The sequence below is a fragment of the Aurantiacibacter sp. D1-12 genome (assembly GCF_028858515.1).
GTDB lineage: Bacteria > Pseudomonadota > Alphaproteobacteria > Sphingomonadales > Sphingomonadaceae > Alteraurantiacibacter.
Genome location: NZ_JAPJZJ010000002.1, coordinates 198,901 through 219,774, shown reverse-complemented (window position 1 = coordinate 219,774; position 20,874 = coordinate 198,901). Strand labels below are relative to the sequence as shown.

17 protein-coding genes are annotated in these 20,874 nt (G+C 61.1%); 9 read left to right on the top strand and 8 right to left on the bottom strand.

Features of this window, described 5'->3' with window-relative positions:
- Positions 1-29: 29 nt before the first annotated feature.
- Positions 30-824: a transglutaminase-like domain-containing protein gene (locus OOZ52_RS05170; RefSeq protein WP_274697438.1), complete on the bottom strand. Its 795-nt coding sequence runs from the start codon at positions 822-824 to the stop codon at positions 30-32.
- A 12-nt stretch (positions 825-836) separates the two neighbouring features.
- Positions 837-1,253 carry a secondary thiamine-phosphate synthase enzyme YjbQ gene (locus tag OOZ52_RS05165; protein WP_274697437.1) on the bottom strand — a complete coding sequence of 139 codons (417 nt, stop codon included), beginning with the start codon at positions 1,251-1,253 and terminating at the stop codon, positions 837-839.
- 89 nt (positions 1,254-1,342) lie between these two features.
- Between OOZ52_RS05165 and OOZ52_RS05160 the strand changes: the two genes are divergently transcribed.
- Both OOZ52_RS05160 and OOZ52_RS05155 read left to right on the top strand, forming a co-directional pair.
- A complete protein-coding gene (locus OOZ52_RS05160) occupies positions 1,343-2,659 on the top strand; it encodes an amidohydrolase family protein (protein WP_274697436.1) in 1,317 nt (438 codons plus the stop codon).
- Positions 2,656-3,861, top strand: coding sequence for an amidohydrolase family protein (locus OOZ52_RS05155; RefSeq protein WP_274697435.1), 1,206 nt, complete (start codon positions 2,656-2,658; stop codon positions 3,859-3,861). The genes OOZ52_RS05160 and OOZ52_RS05155 overlap by 4 nt, the downstream gene beginning before the upstream one ends.
- An 11-nt stretch (positions 3,862-3,872) precedes the next feature.
- On the opposite strand, the gene OOZ52_RS05150 is transcribed toward OOZ52_RS05155, so the two are convergent.
- Both OOZ52_RS05150 and OOZ52_RS05145 read right to left on the bottom strand, forming a co-directional pair.
- On the bottom strand, positions 3,873-4,613 hold the full coding sequence (locus tag OOZ52_RS05150; RefSeq protein WP_274697434.1) for an anti-sigma factor family protein: 741 nt from the start codon (positions 4,611-4,613) through the stop codon (positions 3,873-3,875).
- A complete protein-coding gene (locus OOZ52_RS05145) occupies positions 4,610-5,104 on the bottom strand; it encodes an RNA polymerase sigma factor (RefSeq protein WP_274697433.1) in 495 nt (164 codons plus the stop codon). Before OOZ52_RS05145 ends, OOZ52_RS05150 begins: the two co-directional genes overlap by 4 nt.
- Before the next feature lie 75 nt (positions 5,105-5,179).
- On the opposite strand from OOZ52_RS05145, the gene OOZ52_RS05140 reads away from it, so the two are divergent.
- The 3 genes from OOZ52_RS05140 (at position 5,180) to OOZ52_RS05130 (ending at position 9,010) form a co-directional block, all read left to right on the top strand.
- Positions 5,180-6,451, top strand: coding sequence for a S8 family serine peptidase (locus OOZ52_RS05140; protein ID WP_274697432.1), 1,272 nt, complete (start codon positions 5,180-5,182; stop codon positions 6,449-6,451).
- Positions 6,452-6,569: 118 nt separating this feature from the next.
- On the top strand, positions 6,570-7,451 hold the full coding sequence (locus OOZ52_RS05135) for a hypothetical protein (protein ID WP_274697431.1): 882 nt from the start codon (positions 6,570-6,572) through the stop codon (positions 7,449-7,451).
- Between the two features lie 167 nt (positions 7,452-7,618).
- Positions 7,619-9,010, top strand: a complete 1,392-nt coding sequence (locus OOZ52_RS05130; RefSeq protein ID WP_274697430.1) for a hypothetical protein — start codon at positions 7,619-7,621, stop codon at positions 9,008-9,010.
- A gap of 221 nt (positions 9,011-9,231) precedes the next feature.
- Here OOZ52_RS05130 and rimO read toward each other — a convergent pair whose 3' ends face one another.
- The gene (gene rimO, locus OOZ52_RS05125; protein WP_274697429.1) at positions 9,232-10,611 is read right to left on the bottom strand and encodes a 30S ribosomal protein S12 methylthiotransferase RimO; all 1,380 of its coding nucleotides are present in this window, start codon (positions 10,609-10,611) and stop codon (positions 9,232-9,234) included.
- Between the two features lie 77 nt (positions 10,612-10,688).
- Here rimO and OOZ52_RS05120 point away from each other — a divergent pair, with 77 nt between their 5' ends.
- Positions 10,689-11,099 (top strand): DUF1761 domain-containing protein, encoded by a 411-nt coding sequence (locus OOZ52_RS05120; protein ID WP_274697428.1) that lies wholly within the window; start codon positions 10,689-10,691, stop codon positions 11,097-11,099.
- A gap of 31 nt (positions 11,100-11,130) precedes the next feature.
- Here OOZ52_RS05120 and OOZ52_RS05115 read toward each other — a convergent pair whose 3' ends face one another.
- From OOZ52_RS05115 to serS, 3 genes are read right to left on the bottom strand one after another with little or no spacing between them, the layout of a single operon-like run.
- Positions 11,131-12,222 (bottom strand): potassium channel family protein, encoded by a 1,092-nt coding sequence (locus OOZ52_RS05115; RefSeq protein WP_274697427.1) that lies wholly within the window; start codon positions 12,220-12,222, stop codon positions 11,131-11,133.
- Positions 12,223-12,238: 16 nt separating this feature from the next.
- Entirely contained in the window at positions 12,239-12,994 is a 756-nt protein-coding gene (gene surE, locus OOZ52_RS05110) for a 5'/3'-nucleotidase SurE (RefSeq protein ID WP_274697426.1), read from the bottom strand.
- Positions 12,994-14,451: a serine--tRNA ligase gene (serS, locus tag OOZ52_RS05105; RefSeq protein WP_274697425.1), complete on the bottom strand. Its 1,458-nt coding sequence runs from the start codon at positions 14,449-14,451 to the stop codon at positions 12,994-12,996. Before serS ends, surE begins: the two co-directional genes overlap by 1 nt.
- Before the next feature lie 347 nt (positions 14,452-14,798).
- Between serS and OOZ52_RS05100 the strand changes: the two genes are divergently transcribed.
- From OOZ52_RS05100 to OOZ52_RS05090, 3 genes are read left to right on the top strand one after another with little or no spacing between them, the layout of a single operon-like run.
- Positions 14,799-16,430, top strand: a complete 1,632-nt coding sequence (locus OOZ52_RS05100; RefSeq protein WP_274697424.1) for a hypothetical protein — start codon at positions 14,799-14,801, stop codon at positions 16,428-16,430.
- 1 nt (position 16,431) lies between these two features.
- Entirely contained in the window at positions 16,432-18,615 is a 2,184-nt protein-coding gene (locus OOZ52_RS05095; RefSeq protein WP_274697423.1) for a DUF11 domain-containing protein, read from the top strand.
- Between the two features lie 36 nt (positions 18,616-18,651).
- Positions 18,652-20,874 (top strand): SdrD B-like domain-containing protein, encoded by a 2,223-nt coding sequence (locus OOZ52_RS05090; RefSeq protein ID WP_274697422.1) that lies wholly within the window; start codon positions 18,652-18,654, stop codon positions 20,872-20,874.

Sequence of the window (20,874 nt, the reverse complement as noted above, 5' to 3'; positions counted from 1 at the left end):
ATCCTCTCACAAATTCATTGCATCGCCGATCAGGCGGTTTCGCGCACTTCGACCTTGCTGTTCTTGAACTGGGCAAGCCCGAATGTGGTCATAAAGCTGACGTCGGCAGCGTCGCGCCCGATACCGATCTTCACAGTGTTGGCAGGGTCCGCCATTCCGGTCGGATCGACGATTTGCCAGCCGCCGCCGTCTCCTTCGCTTTCCACGAACACTTCTGCCACCGCATGGAAATCCTGTGGTGTCACGCCGGGAGCGTAGCAGCTGGTGTAGCGTGCCGGAATGGCAGAGGCGCGGGCAAAAGTGATCATCACATGGGCAAAGTCGCGGCAGATTCCACGCCGCTCGCCAAATGTGTCGAATGCCGAAGTCGAGGCATTGGAGGCACCCGCCTCATAGGTGATGTTCTGCGCAATCCAGTCGCGCATTGCTACGATCTTGTCGCCGCCCGCATATTTGCCGAAACGATCTGCCACGAAGTTCTGCATACGGTCGGCCTGACAATACCGCGAATCGAATACGTATTCCACGACATGTCCGGGTAGTTCGTGCGGCTTGAGAAGGCGAAATCCGCGCAAATCCGGGGTTTTGCGGGTGACTTCGACCCGCGCCTGATAGTCGACGCGGACACTGCCTTCCGCGCGCACCCAGATGCGTTCGCCAACCTCGTCCTGCGCGGGTACGCGGTTGAACTGTAACGGGTCGCTAACCCTGGTGTTGGCGGAGATGACCTTCTGGTCGCTCAAGGCGGCGGCCTCGAATTGCAGCAGATTGTCGGTCGGCTGGTCGAGCGTGAAAGTGAAGCTGGATGTGATGTCGAGGATCATTTGCCTTGCAGCCTACTCGCCGATCACATGCGCAACAACACGGCGTGTGTGCGGTATCCGACGATGCTCTGCCAGGTACACACCCTGCCACGTGCCGAGCGCAAGCTGGCCATCGACCACGGGTATGGAGAGCGAAGCGCCCGTCAGCATCGTGCGGATGTGCGCGGGCATATCGTCCGGCCCTTCGTCATCGTGCTCGTAAATGTCGCTTTCGGGCGCGGCTTTTGAGAGCCAGCGCAGCAAGTCGCGCTGCACCGCCGGGGCGGCGTTCTCGTTGATCAGAAGGCTGGCGCTGGTGTGGCGGCAAAAGAGCGTGACCAGGCCGGTCGTGATGCCAGTGCTGGCCAGCCAGCTCTCCACATCCTGCGTGAACTCGTAAAGCGCCTGGCCGTTGGTGGAGAGAGTGAAACTGGTCTGGTGCTGGTGCATGGGGAGCGGACTAGCACGCTTGAGCAACTGAATCAGCCTTGCGCCTAGGCATGTGATCGCTAGTCTCCGGCGCACAGGAGAGGACGTTCATGACATTACGCAAAACCGCACTCGCTGCGTCGGCTTGCCTTGCTGCCCTGGCAGTGAGCCCCGCCGCCGCGCAGGATACGCCTGTAGCCTTTACCGGTGCCACCATCCACACGATGGGCGGAGACAGCGGAACGGGCACGATTGAGGATGGCACGCTGGTAATTCACCGCGGCATGATCGTGGCTGTGGGCGGCGCGGATACGGAGGTGCCCGCAGGGGCGGAAATGCGCGATGCGAGCGGCCTCGTGATCATGCCGGGCATTGTCGATACGCACTCGCATATTGGCCAGGTGTCGGGCGCGGACAGCTCTGCGGCGATCCAGCCAGACGTGCGCGCTCTGGATGCGATCAACGTGCGTGACAGCTCGATCATGCGAGCTCGCTCGGGCGGGGTTACCACGGCGAACATTATGCCCGGTTCAGGCCACCTGATGGGCGGACAGACCTTCTACATGCATCTGGTCGAGGGCAACTCGATCGAGAGCATGGCGTGGCGTGACGGTGATGGCGACATCATGGGCGGCATGAAAATGGCGAACGGCACCAACCCTATTCGCGAAAATCCCGCCTTTCCCTCCACCCGCGCGCGTTCTGCCGCAATGGTGCGCAGCCATTTCATCGCCGCGCAGGAATATTGTGGGGGCGAGCGCTCACCTGTCGATATCGGCATGGAAGCCATGTGCGAAATCCTTGATGGTGACCGCCTTGTTCACTTCCACACCCACCGCAGTGACGACATCATGACTGCACTGCGCCTGCGTGAGGAATTCGGGTTTGAGATGCTGATCCAGCACGGGATCGAAAGCTATATCGTGGCAGAGGAAATCGCGGCGGCGGACGTGCCCGTTTCGGCGATCCTGGTCGATAGCCCCGGCGGCAAGCTGGAGGCGCGCAATGCCAATCTGGAAACCGCCGCAACGCTGGAGAGGGCTGGCGTTTTCGTTTCGCTGCATTCGGACGACAATATCATCGATAGCCGCTTGATGTTCCGCCACGCAGGGATTGCGGTGCGCGGGGGCATGAGCCGCGATGGCGCCTTGCGGGCGCTGACGATCAACGGCGCGGTGCAGCTGGGGCTGGAAGACCGTGTCGGCAGCCTTGAAGAAGGCAAGATGGCCGATTTCCTCATTCTCGATGGCGACCCACTGTCGGTCTACACCGACCTGCATGAAACCTGGGTGATGGGCGAGCTGCTGTTCGACCGCGACAATCCTGAAGACCTGCTCCACGCCACGGGCGGCCACGGTGCAGGCAATCCGCAGATGAACACCCACGTCCTCGAGCGAGAGGCAGACATGCTGGAGAACGGCCAATGAACGCTCTGGTAAAGACATTCGCCGCCGGTCTTGCAGCCGCGCTTCTCTCCTCGACAGCGATGGCACAGGACATAGCCGTGCGTGGGGGGCAGGTCTGGACGATGGGCCCGCAAGGGGTGATCGAAGATGGCGTGGTGGTGATCGAGGATGGCACCATTACCGCGGTCGGACCCGCCGCCTCCACTGCGATTCCTGCCGGCATGGAAGTGCTCACTGCACCCGTTGTGACACCCGGTTTCGTAGACGCCCATACCACCCTCGGCCTCACCGGATACCTCAACCAGTTTGACGATCAGGACCAGCTTGATGACAGTGCTCCGGTGCAGCCGCACCTGCGCGCTATCGATGCTTACAATCCGCATGACCGGCTGGTGCAGTGGCTGCGCGAACTCGGCGTCACAACCGTCCATACCGGCCATGGCCCTGGCGCGCTCGTTTCCGGCCAGACCATGATCGTGAAAACCACCGGCAACACGGTGGAAGAGGCGCTGGTGGAAGACGGGACGATGATCGCCGCCAATCTCGGCTCGTGGGCGCTTGACAGCGAAGGCGGTGCGCCGGGCACCCGTGCGCGCCAGATGGCGATGCTGCGCCAGGCGCTGATTGCTGCAAGCGGAGACAGTGATGGTGATGACGAGGTGAGCGATCTCACCCGCCGCGCCTTCATGCAGGTGATCAATGGAGACACGCCGCTGCTCGTCACCGCCAACCGCCAGCAGGATATCCAGTCCGCGCTACGCCTGGCGGACGAATTCGATATCGAAGTGATCATTGATGGCGGAGCCGATGCGCACCTGATGCTCGATGAACTGCGCGAAGCAGGCGTTTCGGTGATCCTCCATCCGACAATGGCACGCAACGAAGGCGAACTGGAAAACGCCGCCTTCACCACCGCAGCAGTGCTGGAGGAGGCGGGGATTCCCTTCGCGCTGCAATCGGGATACGAGGCCTATGTGCCCAAGGTCCGCGTAGTGCTGTGGGAAGCCGGCTTCGCCGCCGCCAACGGCCTCGCGCCCGAAGACGCGCTAGCCAGCATTACCATCGATGCCGCCCGCATTATCGGGGTGGCTGATCGCGTCGGTAGCCTCGAGGTCGGCAAGGATGGCGATGTGGCCATGTTTGATGGCGACCCGTTCGAATATACCAGCCACGCGATTGGCGTGGTGATCGATGGTGAACAGGTGAGCGACGCGGTGCGGTAAGCGTTTGGCGCCTACCGCCAGCCCGCCTCTCGCGCGGCTTCTTCGGCCTCAGCATCCAGCGCATCACCTGCGGCCATCTCCTGCGCGGCGGCCATGATTTCGGCAGCTCCGGCCATGCGGAATTCGGTATTGCCGCCATCCACGCCGTCTCCGGTCGCTTCCATGCGCCAGCCGTTGTCATCGCGGCAGGCAATGCCGCCGGTCTCGCCAGCCGAATAGGCGCGGCAGAACTCGCCACCTTCGTTCTGGAAAGAGAGCAGGATCCGCGTGTCCATACCCGCACCTTGATCGGCGACCAACTGGCTGTCGAGCACGCTTGCAAGCTGCGTATCGGCGTAAGGATTGGGGCCAACCGGATCGCTCGTTCCGCCGCCGGGCAGGAATACCGCCAAAGCCAGCGTTGCCGCCAGTGCCGGGCCAGCAATCCAGCCCCAGCGCGGCATGGTGCGTTTTTCCTTGGCTTCGGCAAAATTGACGATTGTCGCAGAACCTTCGGGCGTTTCGATCTGGTCATTCGCCGCAGCAGGAGCGGGCGTCTGCAGCAAAGCCGCCAAGTGATCGGGCACCGGCTCTTCGGCAATCGGTGCGAAATGCGCTGATAGCTTGCTCTTCAATGCACGGTGGGCATCGATCTTCGCTTGTAGCGCAGGATCAGCCTCTACCGCCGCGGCAATCGCGTCACCGCGTTCGCCAGTCAGCTCGCCATCGGCCCATGCAGCCAGTTCTTCGGGAGTGATGTCTGGCGTGCTCATGCCGCGTCCTCCAGCATTTCCATCAGCGCATCGCGTCCACGTACCAGCCGCGAATTGAGCGTGCCCACGGGGCAGCCGACAATCTCCGCCGCCTCCTTGTAGGCATAGCCTTCCACCATTACGAGCAGGACCGCTTCGCGCTGGTCTTCGGGAAGCTTCTGCATGGCGCGGTCGACATTCGACAGCTCGACAGTGGCTTCCTGCGCGCCTTCGCCGCCCACGCTCATCCCGGCATCCTCCGCCACAAAGGTTTCGCTGCGGCGGCTCCGGCTCCTCGTCTCATCTATCCAGCAATTGCGCATGATCCTGTACATCCAGCTATCGAGCCGCGTGCCGTCTTGCCATTTGTCCTGGTTTAACAGCGCACGCTCTATCGTTATCTGACATAGGTCGTCTCCGTCGGCAGGATTGCCCGCAAGCCCCACTGCGAAACGCCGCAGCCGGGGCAGGAGGGTAAGCACCTGCTGTTGAAACGATTGGTCCAGTGTCATTTCCTTTTCACATGGATTAAACGGATGGGTCCGTGCGTTTCATCCATGCTTAATCGAAAAAAGTGCAAGAGGCATATGATGACGACCCGTTTTTCCCTGATTGCCGCGATTTTCGCGCTGTTTGTATCTGTCCCCGCCAGCGCGCAGCTTGGTGTGGGCGGGGTGCAATTAGGCACGCAAGACTTGCCGGGCGGCCTCGGCGGAAACCTGCCGGACCGTGTGCTCGATCCGGTGCTGAACGATGTCGATGATCTGACCGGTGAATTCTCGCGCGAGGCGCTGGAACTTGCCGAAGACCGCGTGCGACGCCTCAACCGCCTTGTGCGTCGCAACCGTGATATGATCGAGCGTGACGCGAATGGTGCACCCGCGCGGCGCGGCGAGTTACTGGTGATGGATGCCGATGCCGCGGCCATTTCACGCGCCGAGGAACAGGGCTTTCGTGTTCTCTCGACCGAAGAAGTGGATGGACTTGGCATAATGGTAACGAGGCTCGCCATACCGAGCGGCGAAGACCTGGACGATGCGCAGGAAGACCTCGCCGAGCTTCTCCCCAATGCGACGATCAGCGCAGACAACCTCTATTTCCAATCGGGCGGCAACGCCGAGCCTGCGTCGCAGGATAGCGCCGGGCCGTTCGGGCGCAATTCCACGCAAACGCGCGTCGGTATGATCGACGGCGCACCTTCCAGCTCCATTCCCGTGCGTGCGCGACGCGGCTTTGCCACCGGCGCTGGTGCGGCGAGCGATCATGGCAGCGCGGTTGCGAGCCTGCTCAACCGCGCAGGTGTGCGGCAGATACTTTCCGCCGATGTCTACGGCAGCGATCCGGCGGGTGGAAACGCACTCGCCATCGCCCGCGCGCTCGGCTGGCTGGTGGAGGAGAGCGCAGAGGTCGTCACCATCAGCCTTGTCGGGCCGGACAATTCGGTTCTTTCTCGTGCCATTGCCGCAGCACGCGGGCGCGGTGTGGTGGTTGTGGCTGCGGTCGGCAACGACGGCCCAGCAGCGCCTGCTGCCTACCCTGCATCTTATGACGGGGTGGTCGCAGTCACCGCTGTCGACCGGCGCGAGCGCGCACTAATCGAAGCAGGGCGTGCGCTCCACCTCGACTACGCGGCTCCGGGAGCTGACATATACGGCCTTGACCGGCGCGGGCGGAACCAGCGCCTGCGCGGTACATCCTACGCCACCCCGCTGGTCGCCGCACGCATCGCAAGCGCGCTCGGCCGCGGTTCCAACTGGCGCAGCGCGCTCGATAGCGAGGCGCACGATCTCGGCCCGCGCGGCGTCGATGACACCTGCGGCCGCGGGCTTGTCTGCCGAGGCTGTGGCGCGCGTCGCTGAACTTTTTTCGAGAAAATTTGCATGGGCATGGATTAAGCCCGCCAGCCCATCCGTTTTCCTTTTGTAGCCGGGAGCAAACTCTCCTGTGCCCCGGCGAAAGACACGAAAGGAACACGACATGAAAAAGGCTCTTACTCTTACCTCTGCAATCGCAATCGCGATGATCGCAACCCCTGCCAGTGCCCAGATCCTGGGTGGCGGAGGCTCCATCCTTGGCGGTGGTGGCGGCGCGCTCGACACCACGATCGGTGGCATTGACCGCACCGTGTCTACCGCAACCCGCGGCACGCTCGACAGCCGTTCCTCGACCCGCGGTGAAACCCGCGTTGACCGTCGCAATGGTCGCGTCGAAACAAACCGTGAAGCCGACGCTTCGATCACCGGAAACGCCTCGCAGCTGCTCTCCAGCCCGCTGGGCACGCAGAGCGCCAATGCCAGCGGCGAAGGCCAGGCATCGGGCAGCGCATCGGGCTCGGCCCAGCTGATCGGTACGGATCAGGTGCGCGGCATTGTTGGCCAGACGCGTGACACAGCGATGGGTGCTGTGGGCACCGCTCGCAACACCGCGACTGGCGCAGTTGGCACCGCTCGCAACCGCGCTTCGGGCCTCACCAATGGCGCAGGTTCGATTGCCGGTAGCGGCAGCGGCAGCGCATCGGGTGAAGGCTCGGCCAATGGCGGCTTGATGGGCAATACCCTCGCCGTCGCCGGTAGCGGAGCCTCGCAGGGCGCAGGAGCCTTCTCCATCGCTCCGGGCATGGATGTACTCGCCCCCAACGGCGCGCAGATCGGTGAAGTCCGCGAGATCGTCGCCAATGGCCGCGGTGAAGTGAGCCAGGTGCTGGTCAGCAACGGCCGCGTAGAACGCCTCGTCCCCGCCGGTGAATTCGGTGCGATGGGTGATGCGCTGGTGATGGGCATGGGCCAGGCCAACGGCTCGACGAACCAGCCCGCCCCGCAGGAAGACCCCGAAGCGGCACCGGGCAGCGAAGCACAGTAAGTTCTCCAACGGGCGAGCCCCCTCTCGCCCGACCCTCGCAAGGTTTACCCCAACCTGCGACACCGTAGCGCCCGAACCTCCCGGTTCTCGACTGCGCCCCGGTAACCCGAACAGCCCCCGTCACCTGCAACAGCAGGGGCGGGGGTTGTTTTTTGTGGGGTGGCAGATTGACTAAGCACTTCTCGACACTTGCTAATTTCGAAAAGCTGGGAGAAACTGCACCTCTGGAGGGGCAGGAAATGAATTCACTTCAAGAAATTGGCGCGACTGGTGAAGTTGCTCGGCTTTTCCCTGTTTTGGCAGAGACCTCAAAGGAAGGGCGGACACTTTCGGTCTTGTTGGCAAGTCTCGTGGGTGTCCCCGAATTTGCAAACGCAATGCTTAAGCCAATTGGCAGACCCGTTGGCAAACGCACTACAATAGAGGCGTTCACCGAAGTATGTTTTCCATCTAGCAAAGAAGGCAAATGCCGCCCCGATGGATTGATCGTCGTCAGGACAGGGCAGACTGTTTGGCGGGCACTGATAGAAGCAAAAGTTGGCAACTCTCGCCTGACTGAAGCGCAGGTTTCGACCTACCTCAGGTTGGCGCGTGATGCAGGTGTTGATGCGGTAATTACTGTCACGAACGATTACACGTCAGGGCCTGAGCATCATCCCATTGCAGTGGACAAGCGGCTAACCAAACGTGTCGATCTATTCCATGTTTCTTGGTTTTCGTTTCTCACAGCGCTCAATCTTCTAAGTGAAGGCGATGACGTGGAGGACCGGGAAAAACGGTTCTTGCTAGATGAACTGGAGCGCTTTTTGGTTCACCCAAGCGCGGGTCTCCAACGTTTCACAAGTATGAGCGACGCATGGGGCAAGTTGCTCGATCGATTGCGCAGCGGTTTGTCACTCTCCAAGTCGAGTGATGAAGTTGCTAGCGTAGTGTCCAGTTGGCACTCAGAACTGAACGATCTGTGCCTGCTTTTGACTCGCAAGACGGGTTCAATGGTAGATGTGAAAATCTCGAACAAGCTGCGTGGCAATGCAGCGTTACGCCTGCACGCCGATTGCAAATCTCTAGCCGACGATTGCATCCTAAATGCGAAACTTGTGGTGCCTGACGCTGCGTCCACTTTGGATATCGAAGCGGATTTGTCATCACGAACCATTCGAGTGGAGTCGGTCCTCAACGCACCGAAAGATCGGGTAAGGCAATCATCGCGGCTTAACTGGCTGTTGCGGCAGTTTGGGGAGGATGTTGCGGATGATGTGCGCATACACTCGCACTGGCCCGGGAAAGCCCCGGTGATTGAATCGACTCTGATGGAAGCGAAAGAAGACGCGCAAGTTCATTCGCATTCTGATTATTCGATGCTGCCACACAAGTTTGCTGTGGTGATGCGTATGGAAGACGGCCGAAAGTTCGCCGGACGAAACACTTTCATTTCGGAGCTCGAAAGCTTGGTTCTTAGATTTTACGAGCACGGGCTAAGCCATTTACAAGCTTGGCAAGCACCGGCACCTGCGCTCCGCAAGTCGGTGGAAGAAGAAGCTGATGAAATGGAGGATTGACACTTTACCCTCTCCCCTTGCGGGGTGGGTATTTCTGGCAGGAGCGCCAAACCCCTTTCCTACCCGCCCAGAACATGCCCAGCATCGCTTCGCCCTTCCTCACCCGTCGGGCAGGCTCTTTGCTATCGTCGATCCCCTAAACCAGCCGTGCGGAGATTTCGCAGGCCGCGCCCGGCATCAACTAGATCAACTAAACCCCGTCCTGTTCATTTGGGCGACATTTAAGCTGAACGAATCACCCCATACAGGTCGTGCGCGTCGGCATCCTCGACGAGCGTCTGCACCACGTCGCCGGCCTGCAGCGTCTCGGGTACGTTGCGCAGGAACACCTGGCCGTCGATCTCGGGGGCGTCGGCCTGGCTGCGGCCGGTGGCGCCTATGTCGCCATCCTCGTCGGGCTCACCCACCTCGTCGATGATGACCGGAAGCGTGCGGCCGACCTTGGCGGCGAGTTTGGCGGCGGAGATGCGCTCGGTGACTTCCATCAGCCTTGCGTATCGTTCCTCCTTCACCTCCTCGGGCACCGGATCGGGCAGCATGTTGGCGGCTGCGCCTTCGACGGGTTCGAAGCGGAAAGCGCCGACGCGGTCGAGCTGGGCTTCCTCCAACCAGCGTAGCAGGTACTGGAAGTCCTCCTCGGTCTCGCCCGGGAAGCCGACCACGAAGCTGGAGCGGATGGTGAGATCGGGGCAGATCTCGCGCCACTTGCGCACACGCTCGAGCACCTTTGCCTCGTTCGCCGGGCGGCGCATGGCCTTGAGGACGCTGGGCGCGGCGTGCTGGAACGGGATGTCGAGATACGGCGTCAGCAGCCCCTCTGCCATCAGCGGGATGACCGCGTCGACATGGGGGTAGGGGTAGACATAGTGGAGGCGCACCCAGGGCGGGGTGCCGTCTGCTGTGGTGAGCTGGCCGAGCTCGCGGGCGAGGTCGGTCATGTGCGCGCGGGGTTCGCGGCCCTTCCAGGCCCGCGTCTCGTGCCGGGTGTCGACGCCGTAGGCGCTGGTGTCCTGGCTGATGACGAGCAGTTCCTTGGTGCCCGAGGCGACGAGCTTCTCGGCCTCTCGCAGAACCGCGTCGATCCGGCGGCTGGCGAGCTTCCCGCGCAGGTCGGGGATGATGCAGAAGGCGCAGGAGTGGTTACACCCTTCGCTGATCTTGAGGTAGGAGTAGTGCCTTGGTGTCAGCTTCACCATCTGGTCGGACGGTTGCGGGACGAGGTCGATGAAGGGGCCCTGACTGGGCGGCGCGGCCTCGTGAACGGCTTCGACCACGTCCTCGTACTGGTGCGCGCCGGTGATGGCGAGGACGCCGGGGTGGCGCTTGCGGATCAGCTCCGCCTCGTCACCCATGCAGCCGGTCACGATAACGCGGCCGTTCTCGGCGATGGCCTCGCCAATGGCGTCCAAGCTCTCCTCCTTGGCGGAGTCGAGGAAGCCGCAGGTGTTGACGAGCACGACGTCGGCCCCGGCATAGTCGGGCGACATGGCATAGCCGTCTGCGCGCAGGCGGGTGAGGATGCGTTCGGAATCGACCAGCGCCTTGGGGCAGCCGAGCGAGACCATGCCGACGCGCTTCTGGTCTGGGATTTGCGATGCCATAGTGGCCGCGCCTCTACACCTGATGCGGCAATTGGGCTAGAGGGCATGGCGGGTCGATTGGAGAGAGGGGAAAGTAGATGAACCTGTTTGACGTGAACTGGCTGGCGGTGGTGCTGGGTGCGCTCGCCGGCTTCGTAGTGGGCGGTATCTGGTACGGGCCGATAATGGGCAAGAAGTGGATGGGGGCGGTCGGGTTGACCGAAGAGCAGATCAAGGAAGGCAACATGGGCGCGATCTACGGCGGCGCCTTCGCCTTCTCGCTGCTCGCAAGCTGGACACTGGCGCACACCTTCGCGACCTATGGCCAGGACTTCAGCGTGCTGGTGAAGGTGATGACGGCATTCGGCGTGGCACTCGGGTTCATCGTGCCAGCGATCGGGACGAACTACCTGTTCAGCCAGAAGAGCAAGACGCTGTTCTTCATCGATGCCGGATACTGGCTGCTGTTCTACATCGCGATGGGACTGGTGCACGCCTATCTGGCGTGATCCTTTGCCCTGATGCCGAGAGGGCGATGGCTTACTTGCCGTCGCCCCCTTCGCCACCATTGCCGTTGACAGCGAAGTCCGATGGCAGGATTTCGACCACCATGTCGCCTGCCTGCAACGCGTCAGCCTCGTGCTCCCAGAAGCCACAAGCACTGCCGTTGCGGTAGATGCGCAGGCCACGACCGCCCGATGCAAGATCGGTCAGCGGGCGGCCGATCTCTTCGGGCAGCACTTCGCGTTCGACAAGCTGCACGCGTCCGGTGACCGATGCGAGGTCGGACATGTATTCCGAGATATGCGCCCCGCGCGCAGACCCGGCGAGCAGCAGCCCGGTAAAGCGCACTGGGTTGATAACGTTGTCCGCACCCGCCTGTCGCGCGAGCAGTTCGTTATCGTCGGCGCGCACGACCACGCTGATCGGCACCTTGGGTGCGAGATGGCGGACGGTCAGCACGATCAGGATAGAGGCATCGTCCCGCCCGGCGGATACCAGCACTGTCTGCGCCTTGGAAATGCGCACGGACTCCAGGTTCTCGTCGCGAGAGGCATCGGCCTCGATCACGGTGCAACCCATGCTTTCAGCAAGCTCGAGCCGGTGTTCATCGGTGTCCATCACCACGATGCTGGCGGGATCGGTGCCGCGCTCGATCAGCTCCTCGACTGCTTCCGCGCCGGAAACACCGAAACCGAGAACAACGACATGGTCTTCAAGTTGATCCTGGATCTTGGCCATGCGCCACTTCTCCCAACTGCGTTTGATGATGAAGTTATACGCCGTGCCGACAAAGATGAAGAGCACGGCAAACCGAACCGGGGTCACGATGATCGCCTCGACCAGTCGTGCCTTGTCGGAAACTGGGGCGATATCGCCAAAGCCGGTGGTGGTGATCGAAATCATGGTGAAATAGACGACGTCGAGGAAGCTGACATGGCCATCGACATTGTCGACCAGACCTTCGCGATCCCACCAGTGGATCATGATGACGAGGAAGATCAGCCCGAGCGCTGTGCCAACGCGGATGCCCAGGTCACCCCAGACAGGTATCTTCACCGCGCGGCGCAAGGGCGTGAAGCGGCGCTTTCCCAGTCGCTTCTTGTCGTAAGTCGCGCGGCTACTCGCCATTCTCAACGCCCCTCCATCAATCTGCAAACCGTTCTGCCAGCGCGCCAATCGCGGCGTGATGGGTCAGATCGAGCTGCAAGGGTGTTACCGCGATATAGCCATCTTCGACAGCTTCCAAGTCGGTGCCGTGATCGAGCGTGTGTTCGGCATCCTGCAGGCCGAACCAGTAATAGGGCCGCCCGCGCGGATCGGTCGCCTCGACCAATGACCCGCGGGAATAGTCGTGGAAGCCCTGCCGCACTACGCGGATGCCGCGTACCTTGTCGGCGGGGAGCGACGGGAAGTTGACGTTGACGAGCGTGCGCTTGGCCATTGTCATATTGGCAAGTGGCCGCAGCACGCGCAGACCCCACTCTTCGGTAGCGGAGAAGCTCGCACCGTTGTCGCGGAAGGCTTGGCTCAGCGCGATAGCCGGTATCCCTGCGAGCGAGGCTTCCATCGCGGCCGAGGCCGTGCCCGAATAGGTGATGTCATCGCCCAGGTTCTCGCCCGCGTTCACACCGGAAAGGACAAGATCCGGCTTGCGATCGGCAAACAGCTTGCGCAGCGCCAGATTGACGCTGTCGGTCGGCGTGCCGGTAACGGAGAAGCGCTTGTCGCCATGTTCACGCAGCCGCACAGGCTGATGGAGAGTCAGCGAGTGTCCGGCACCCGATTGTTCTTCCGTCGGCGCGCATACCCACACGTCGTCCGACAATTGCCGCGCCAAGGCCTCCAGCACGGCGAGGCCGGGGGCGTGGATGCCATCGTCGTTGGTGAGAAGTATGCGCATCAGGCGGGAGTCAGCTGTGTCACACCACCCATATAGGGACGCAAGGCCTCCGGCACCATGACCGATCCGTCTTCCTGCTGGTAGTTCTCCAGCACGGCGACCAGCGTGCGTCCTACGGCGAGGCCCGATCCGTTGAGCGTGTGCACGAATTCGGTCTTCTTCTCGCCTTCGGGGCGATAGCGCGTGTTCATGCGGCGCGCCTGAAAATCGCCGGTGTTGGAGCAGGAGGAAATCTCGCGATAGGCACCCTGTCCGGGCAGCCACACCTCCAAGTCATATGTCTTGCGCGCGCCAAAACCCATGTCGCCGGTGCAGAGCAGGACCTTGCGATAGGGCAGGTCGAGCGCCTTGAGGATACCCTCGGCGCAGCCGGTCATCCGTTCATGCTCGGCCTCGCTGTCCTCCAGGCGACAGATGCTAACCAGCTCGACCTTTTCGAACTGGTGCTGGCGGATAAAGCCGCGCGTATCCTTGCCCGCCGCGCCCGCTTCGCTGCGGAAGCAGAGCGTATGCGCGGTGAGGCGGATGGGCTCCGAGAGATCAGGGATGATCTCGCCTGCGACCGAGGCAGTGAGGCTGACTTCGGATGTCGGTATGAGCCAGCGTCGGTTGAGACCCATGTTGGACAATTTGGTGATCCACTCTTCGGTCGATTTGGATCGCTGCTCCGCAATCATTTTCTCAGCTGCTTGAGCACTGATCTCATTGAACGTGCCATCCTCCGCAAATTTCAGACGCGCTTCTCCGATGGCTTCGTCGACAAGTTTTTCGACGAATTCTCGGTTGTTCAAATGGGTCTCGAAACTATCCTCCGCAAACTTCGGCAGCTTGTCGGTCCCGTACATCGCATCGTCGTTCACCAGTACGGGTGGGTTGCATTCGGTATAGCCGTTATCGCCCGTCTGCGTGTCGAGCATGAACAGCGCGATGGCGCGGTGGAGGCGGGCCATTCCCCCTCGCAGGAATGTAAAGCGCGCGCCCGAGAGCTTGGCACCCGTCTCGAAATCCATGCCCAGCGGCGGCGCGAGGTCGGCGTGCTCCAGCGGAGTGAAAGCGAATTCGCGCTTCTCGCCCCACACGCTCACCTCGACATTGTCATTCTCGTCCGCACCCTGCGGCACGTCATCGGCTGGCAGGTTGGGGATCACGGCGAGCGCCATGCGCAGCTCTTCACCCAGTGCCTTTTCCTGCTCTTCCAGTTCGGGCATGGTCGCCTTGATCTCGGCCACTTCGGCCTTGAGCGCTTCGGCCTTGCCCTTGTCACCTTGACCCATCGCCTGGCCAATCGCCTTGGACGCCTCGTTACGGCGGCTTTGGGCCTCTTGTAGCTGTGTGGTCAGTGCGCGGTGCTTTTCATCAAGAGCCTGCAGTTCGGCGGCCATTGGTCCAAGCCCGCGGCGGGTGAGCGCGGCATCGAAGCTTTCCGGATTTTCGCGGATGAAACGGAGATCATGCATGGCCGCGGCCTATGCCCAATAGCGTTGTCGCTTGTCCAGCACAGTGTGCACTCCCTCACAACGTAGGGAAATGCGCAAGGTCAAACGCAGTTTGTACTTAATAGCGAATTACCCTGACCGGCAGCGGGCTTTTAGCGCAAAGTGTAAACGCCCGTGCACCTACTTGTTAACGCCCTGAAATCGAGCGCTTTAGGCGTAACTAAGTGTAAAATCGTATTACGAGGCCGAATTTCAAAACGGCTTGTTAACCATTTTTCTCCAGACAGACCCTCAGTGCTCCCGCGTATCCGATCGCAATGGTCGTTCTGCGGGGGCTTGGGTCAAACTAGCTAAGGCGAGTTTCTACAATGCGAGCAGATGCTCAAAATAGAAAACAGAAGAATGGCGGCGCGCGCAGCGATAGCCCCATGTCTTTTGTGCGTCTTTGGATGACCATGATCGCTTTCGTGGTTGGTATGGTCGCGCTCAGCGGAACTGCATCGGCGCAATCGTCCTCGGAAATGTTTTCGGGAAGCGGAAGTACGGCAGTAGCTGCTCCCACACAGGGTCCGGTTTCGGTCAACCTGATGGCAAACCCGGACAACCCTACTGGAAACACCTCGACGGCGATCTCGGCTCCTGCCCCGGCGGTGACCATGCGCGTCCTGAACCAGCAATATGCCAATTCGACGAATTTCACCACGAATGGATTGATGATTGGCGGTACCTTTGTTGGCGACCCCCACTTTACAACGATGAACTTTTTCGGAGGTGCGCAGAACAGCCACTTCACTTCGTTGCCGTCGCTCATTCCGGGAACCGGCATATCCGTTGGCATCAACCATGCATTCCTGTTGGAATCCCGGACAGCCGGCCTGGCTGCGGCCGGTACACCAGCGACCGGCCGGTTCTACTTTGCTGATATCGAACTGACCTTTAGCCGACCGATTTCGAACACCGTTGTTCATATCGCCGGACTCGGTGGCAGTGCGGGCGGCAAGGAGTTTTCGGTCGAGCTCGATTACGTCCAGGCGAATTCCGTTGGCGCGACAGGTGTTTCTCTCCTGTCCAGCAATGCCATGATGTCGCTCTCCGGCAGCCAGGTCTTCAACAACTACAACGTTGCGTCTGGCGGAACCGCAGGTGACTGCGGTTTGAACACGGCAGCCTGCGGCAGTCTCTATATCCAAGGCGACGCGGTCTCCAGCGTCTACTTCCGGGTTTACATGCGTAGCAACGACGGTGTCGCGTGGCCGAGCGGCAGTGGCGGCGGGTCAGAAGGTTGGTTTGTCGGTGTGTCCGGCCAGGTTTCGGACATGGTGCCGCAACTCTCGGGCCTGCCTGCGACCATTGAAAAGACCACGACCTATACCGGGCTGACGCTAACCTGCACCAACAATGGGCCAAACACGGCCACAGTCGCGCAGTGTGTTCCCTCGGCATCTGAAGGAACGGTTTCGAACGTCGCCTGCGACACAGCCTTGCCTGCAAGCGTGTCAGAATTGGCTGGTTCTAACCAGATTACTTGCACCTTTGACTACACGATGCCGCTCGCTCCGTCCTCGAGCACTATCAACTTCATCGGACAAACCGGCGCGGCCAACGACCGGATTGGTGCAGCTATCCTGACAGCTCCGAACAATCAGACGACGACGTCTGCAAGTGTGGTAGCCGCGGCTGATCTGTCGCTGACGAAAACCAACACGCCCGGGGTCAACGGCAATGTCGATCAGGCCGATGACACGGTTTTTGCGGGCTCCACTACAACTTACACCCTCACGGTTACCCATAATGGCGGTGACGACAGCACCGGCGCCGTGATCACTGACACTCCCGGCGCGGGGCTTACCTGCGATGCTGCCGATCCTGTGACCATCACGGGCGACGGTGTCCCTGCCGGGTCTTTCACAATCGCAGATCTCACCGGGGGCGGCATTGCGCTGGGTACCCTCTCTTCCGGTCAATCGACCACCCTCACTTACTCTTGCCAGGTGAACTAAAATGATGACTCAAACTTTGGACATTCGCGTCAATCCGCATGCACCCGTTATCCGCAGCTTGCCTGTGCGCAAGATGCTGACGAGTGCGATCCCTTTCATTGCTGTTGCAGTACCGGGCGCTGCCTATGCGCAGGACGTTACCAACACCGCCACGGTGACAGCACCCTCAGGTACGACTGATCCGGACAGCTCTAACAACAGCGCGACCGATACGGACACGCTGCTGGCGACGCTGCTTGCCGTTGATGATGACTTCACTGGTTCGCCGATCCTTTCGACCGGCGGTAGCACCTCTACAGTCTTCGTGAACGACACCATCAATGGCGCCACGGTGACGACCGGCGATGTGACTGTTTCGATCCTTGACGATGACGGTCTGACCGGTGTGAGCATCGCGTCCGACGGCACCATCACGGTTCCCGCAGGCACGACGCCGGGCACCTACAATGTCGAATACCAGATCTGTGAAGACGGCCAGCCGACCAATTGCGATAGTGCGATTGCCACCATCCTGGTGGGCGGTGTGTCTGACCTGCAGACCGTCAAGGTACTGACTTCGGGCACGGCCGAACCGGCTGTGGGCGACACTGTTACCTTCACCATCACCGTCACCAACAATGGCGGCGACGATGCGACCAACGTCTCGCTGACCGACCTGCTGCCTGCTGGCCTTACCGCCACGGTCAACAATGGCACGGTCTCGCAGGGCTCCTATGACAGCGGCACCGGCGTCTGGACGGTCGGTTCGCTCGCCAACGGTGCGTTCGCGACCCTTACCATCGAAGGTACGGTGGATGCCGGTCAGGAAGGCAACACGATCACCAACACGACGTCTGCTGCAACCAGCGACCAGAACGATCCGACGACGACGGGCGACGATCTCGACGAGTCCGTCGATGTCATCAACACCATCGTTGCCAACGATGATGACTTCTCGGGCTCTCCGATCCTTTCGACCGGTGGCAGCACGGGCAGCGTCTTTGGTGATGACACGATCAACGGTGCAGCCTTCGCCAATGGCGATGTGACGGCCACGATCACCGATGATGATGGCCTGACGGGTGTCAGTATCAATGCCGACGGCACGCTGAGCGTGCCGGCTGGCGCAACGCCGGGTACGTACAACGTCACCTATCAGATCTGTGAAACTGCCGATCCGGACAACTGCGATACTGCGATTGCTACCGTGGTTGTTGGCGGCGTGGCTGACCTGCAGACCGTCAAGGTCCGTACGTCCTCCACCGCAGAGCCGGCGGTGGGCGACACGGTCACTTACACTATCACCGTCACCAACAACGGCGGCGATGATGCGACCAACGTCTCGCTCACCGACCTGTTGCCTGCTGGCCTTACCGCCACGGTCAACAACGGCACCGTTTCGCAGGGTTCCTACGACAGCGGTACCGGTGTGTGGACGGTTGGCAGCCTTGCCAACGGTGCGTTCGCTACGCTTACCATCGAAGGTACGGTGGATGCCGGTCAGGAAGGCAACACAATCACCAACACCACGACGGCTGCGACCAGCGACCAGAACGACCCGACCACTACGGGCGACGATCTGGACGAGTCGGTCACGGTCATCAACACGATCGTCGCCAACGACAACGACTTCTCCGGAACGTCAGTACCGTCGACCGGTGGCGATACGGCCAGTGTCTTCCCGAACGATACGCTTAACGGCGCAGGCTTTGCCGATGCCGCAGTAATCCCGACAATCGTCGACGATGACGGGCTGACCGGTGTCACTATCAATGCCGATGGTACGCTCACCATTCCTTCGGGCGCGACACCGGGCACCTACAATGTCCAGTACCAGATCTGCGAAGCAGCAGACACGGATAACTGCGACACTGCCATCGCAACGGTCGTTGTGGGCGCTGTGGTCGATCTCTCGATCGCCAAGACCAACAACGTCACCGAAGTCCGCTCGGGCGACACGGTTACCTACGTCCTCACGGTGTCGAACGCCGGTCCGGACGCGGCAACAGGTGCGCTTGTTACGGATACTCCGGGAACCGGCCTCTCCTGCCCGGCAACTGGCACGATCACCTTCGGCGGTACCGCCGCAGCGGGTGCTCCGGCTGGATCGCCGACCGTAGGCGACCTGCAGGGTGCAGGTATCACGCTCGGCACCATCGGTGCCGGTGAGAATGTGACCATCACCTACAGCTGCTCGGTCAACTAAGGCTGAGTGCAAGGAAAGGCACAGGTAATCAAGCCGATGTATAACCTTCAGAACAATCTGGGTTTGCCAAGCTTGCCGCTTGGGCGGATGCTCACCAGCATCCTGCCTTTCCTAGCGGTGGCAACGCCGGCCGCACTGCTGGCAGGGGACGTGTCCAACACGGCCACTGTCACAGTCGGCGGCGGTGCTATCGACGCCGATACCGCAGACAACACTGCAACCGATGCGGACGTGTTCCTCGTCGATATCGTGGCCACACCTGACATCGTATCCGGTGTCAACGGCAACACCGGCCAGGATGATGTCATCAACGTGTTCGATAACGACACCGTCGATGGCGACACGGCAACTCCGACCAATTCGACGGTCGAGATTGCTCCGGGATCGTCTTTGCCGCCCGGGATCACCTTTGATCCGACAACAGGTGTGGTGGGCGTAGAGCCTGGCACGGGAACGGGCGACTATTCTTTCGACTACCAGATCTGCCAGATAGACGCGCCCGACAACTGTGAGATCACGACCGTCACCATTGAGGTAGAGGCTCCGAACAGTGAGCTTTCAGGCACGGTTTACACCGACGAAGATGGTGATCGCGAGCTTGATGACAACGACACCCGCCTGGGTGACTGGACTGTCGAGCTTTACGAAGGTGACACGCTGGTCGGCACAGTCATTACAGAGCCTGATGGTTCTTATCAGTTTACCGGCCTTTCGGGTGGCACCGAGTACACGATCCAGTTCCGCGATCCGGAAACGGGTGTGGTTTACGAAAGGATCGAGGACATCCAGCTCGACATTGCGAGCTCGCTGCCCGACCAGAACCTGCCGATCGATCCTTCCGGGATTGTCTACGATTCTATCACGCGTGAAGCGGTGTCCGGCGCCGTACTCACGCTCGTCGACCGTAACGGTAACCCGTTGCCGGAAGACTGCTATATCGACGCATCGCAAAACAACCAGACAACCGGTTCCAGTGGTTCCTATCGCTTCGACATCGTGCCCGGCGCAGCGGCTGCTTGTCCCGTGGGCGAAACTGACTATGCGATCCGCGTCACGCCGCCGGCTGGTTATAGCTTCGTTTCGACGATCCTGCCGCCTGCAGCCGGTCCGCTCGATCCGACCGGATCCGGTTCGCCGTACCTTGTCGGTAGCGACGGCAACATCCCGATCGAGAGCGATCCGACCTATTACATCAATTTCCGCCTGCAGAGCGGCGATCCCGATATCATCTTCAACCATCTGCCGCTGGATCCATTCCTGTCGCGCGATGGCCTGATCGTCACCAAGACCTCCACCCGCCGTTCGGCGAGCACGGGCGATCTGGTGCCGTACGAAATCACCGTTCGCAACGAAGAGGCATTCCGCCGCGCCGACGTCGATGTGATCGACGTGCTGCCTGCTGGCATGACCTATGTCACCGGCACTGCGCGGGTGAATGGCGTGGCAGTCGAGCCCGAACTGACCAACGGCAACCGCGAGCTGGTGTGGACCGATCAGGTCATTCCGCCGAATAGCTCGGTCACGTATGAACTGGTGCTGCTGGTCGGTGCCGGCATTACCGAAGGCCAGCGGGTCAATACCGGCCTTGCTGAAAACGGTCTCGACGGGACCGAAATCTCCAACCGCGGTACCGCGACGATCCAGATTGTCCCGAGCACGGTGTTCGATTGCGCCGAGCTGATCGGCCAGGTCTTCGAAGACTACGATGGCGACGGCTATCAGGACGATGGCGAGCCCGGTGTGCCCGCTATGCGCCTTGCTACCGTCAACGGTGAGCTGATCACCACTGACGAACATGGCCGCTATCACATCACCTGTGCCGCCGTGCCCGATGCACGCATCGGTTCGAACTACGTGCTGCGTCTTGACGAGCGCACGCTGCCGCAGGGCTATGCGCTGACGACCGACAATCCGCGCTCGATCCGCCTCACACGCGGTAAGATGAGCGAACTCAACTTCGGTATCGCCGAGGCAGACCTTGTCTCGCTGCGGGTCGAACCGCACGCTTTTGCCGCTGACGGTTCTCTCAACGCTGATGTGGTCGCGCGTATGCGGGCAATCGCCAGCGGTGATCCGCAAGCGCTCGTTGTTCGTGCGACCTATCAAATCGCTGCTGGCGACTCTCCGGAAGTCATCCAGTCGCGCCTCGCCACCATCAGCCAGACTCTCGAAGTGATCTTCGCCGAGGGCTGGGATGGCCCGGATCCAACTATCCAGGTGGACGCTGCAAGCGCTCTGCCCGGTGAGAGAGGGGAGTGA

Excerpts from the sequence above, each read along its gene's own strand:
- OOZ52_RS05170 (WP_274697438.1), bottom strand. The coding sequence starts at position 824 with ATGATCCTCGACATCACATCCAGCTTCACTTTCACGCTCGACCAGCCG.
- OOZ52_RS05165 (WP_274697437.1), bottom strand. The coding sequence starts at position 1,253 with ATGCACCAGCACCAGACCAGTTTCACTCTCTCCACCAACGGCCAGGCG.
- OOZ52_RS05160 (WP_274697436.1), top strand. The coding sequence starts at position 1,343 with ATGACATTACGCAAAACCGCACTCGCTGCGTCGGCTTGCCTTGCTGCC.
- OOZ52_RS05155 (WP_274697435.1), top strand. The coding sequence starts at position 2,656 with ATGAACGCTCTGGTAAAGACATTCGCCGCCGGTCTTGCAGCCGCGCTT.
- OOZ52_RS05150 (WP_274697434.1), bottom strand. The coding sequence starts at position 4,613 with ATGAGCACGCCAGACATCACTCCCGAAGAACTGGCTGCATGGGCCGAT.
- OOZ52_RS05145 (WP_274697433.1), bottom strand. The coding sequence starts at position 5,104 with ATGACACTGGACCAATCGTTTCAACAGCAGGTGCTTACCCTCCTGCCC.
- OOZ52_RS05140 (WP_274697432.1), top strand. The coding sequence starts at position 5,180 with ATGATGACGACCCGTTTTTCCCTGATTGCCGCGATTTTCGCGCTGTTT.
- OOZ52_RS05135 (WP_274697431.1), top strand. The coding sequence starts at position 6,570 with ATGAAAAAGGCTCTTACTCTTACCTCTGCAATCGCAATCGCGATGATC.
- rimO (WP_274697429.1), bottom strand. The coding sequence starts at position 10,611 with ATGGCATCGCAAATCCCAGACCAGAAGCGCGTCGGCATGGTCTCGCTC.
- OOZ52_RS05120 (WP_274697428.1), top strand. The coding sequence starts at position 10,689 with ATGAACCTGTTTGACGTGAACTGGCTGGCGGTGGTGCTGGGTGCGCTC.
- OOZ52_RS05115 (WP_274697427.1), bottom strand. The coding sequence starts at position 12,222 with ATGGCGAGTAGCCGCGCGACTTACGACAAGAAGCGACTGGGAAAGCGC.
- surE (WP_274697426.1), bottom strand. The coding sequence starts at position 12,994 with ATGCGCATACTTCTCACCAACGACGATGGCATCCACGCCCCCGGCCTC.
- serS (WP_274697425.1), bottom strand. The coding sequence starts at position 14,451 with ATGCATGATCTCCGTTTCATCCGCGAAAATCCGGAAAGCTTCGATGCC.
- OOZ52_RS05100 (WP_274697424.1), top strand. The coding sequence starts at position 14,799 with ATGCGAGCAGATGCTCAAAATAGAAAACAGAAGAATGGCGGCGCGCGC.
- OOZ52_RS05095 (WP_274697423.1), top strand. The coding sequence starts at position 16,432 with ATGATGACTCAAACTTTGGACATTCGCGTCAATCCGCATGCACCCGTT.
- OOZ52_RS05090 (WP_274697422.1), top strand. The coding sequence starts at position 18,652 with ATGTATAACCTTCAGAACAATCTGGGTTTGCCAAGCTTGCCGCTTGGG.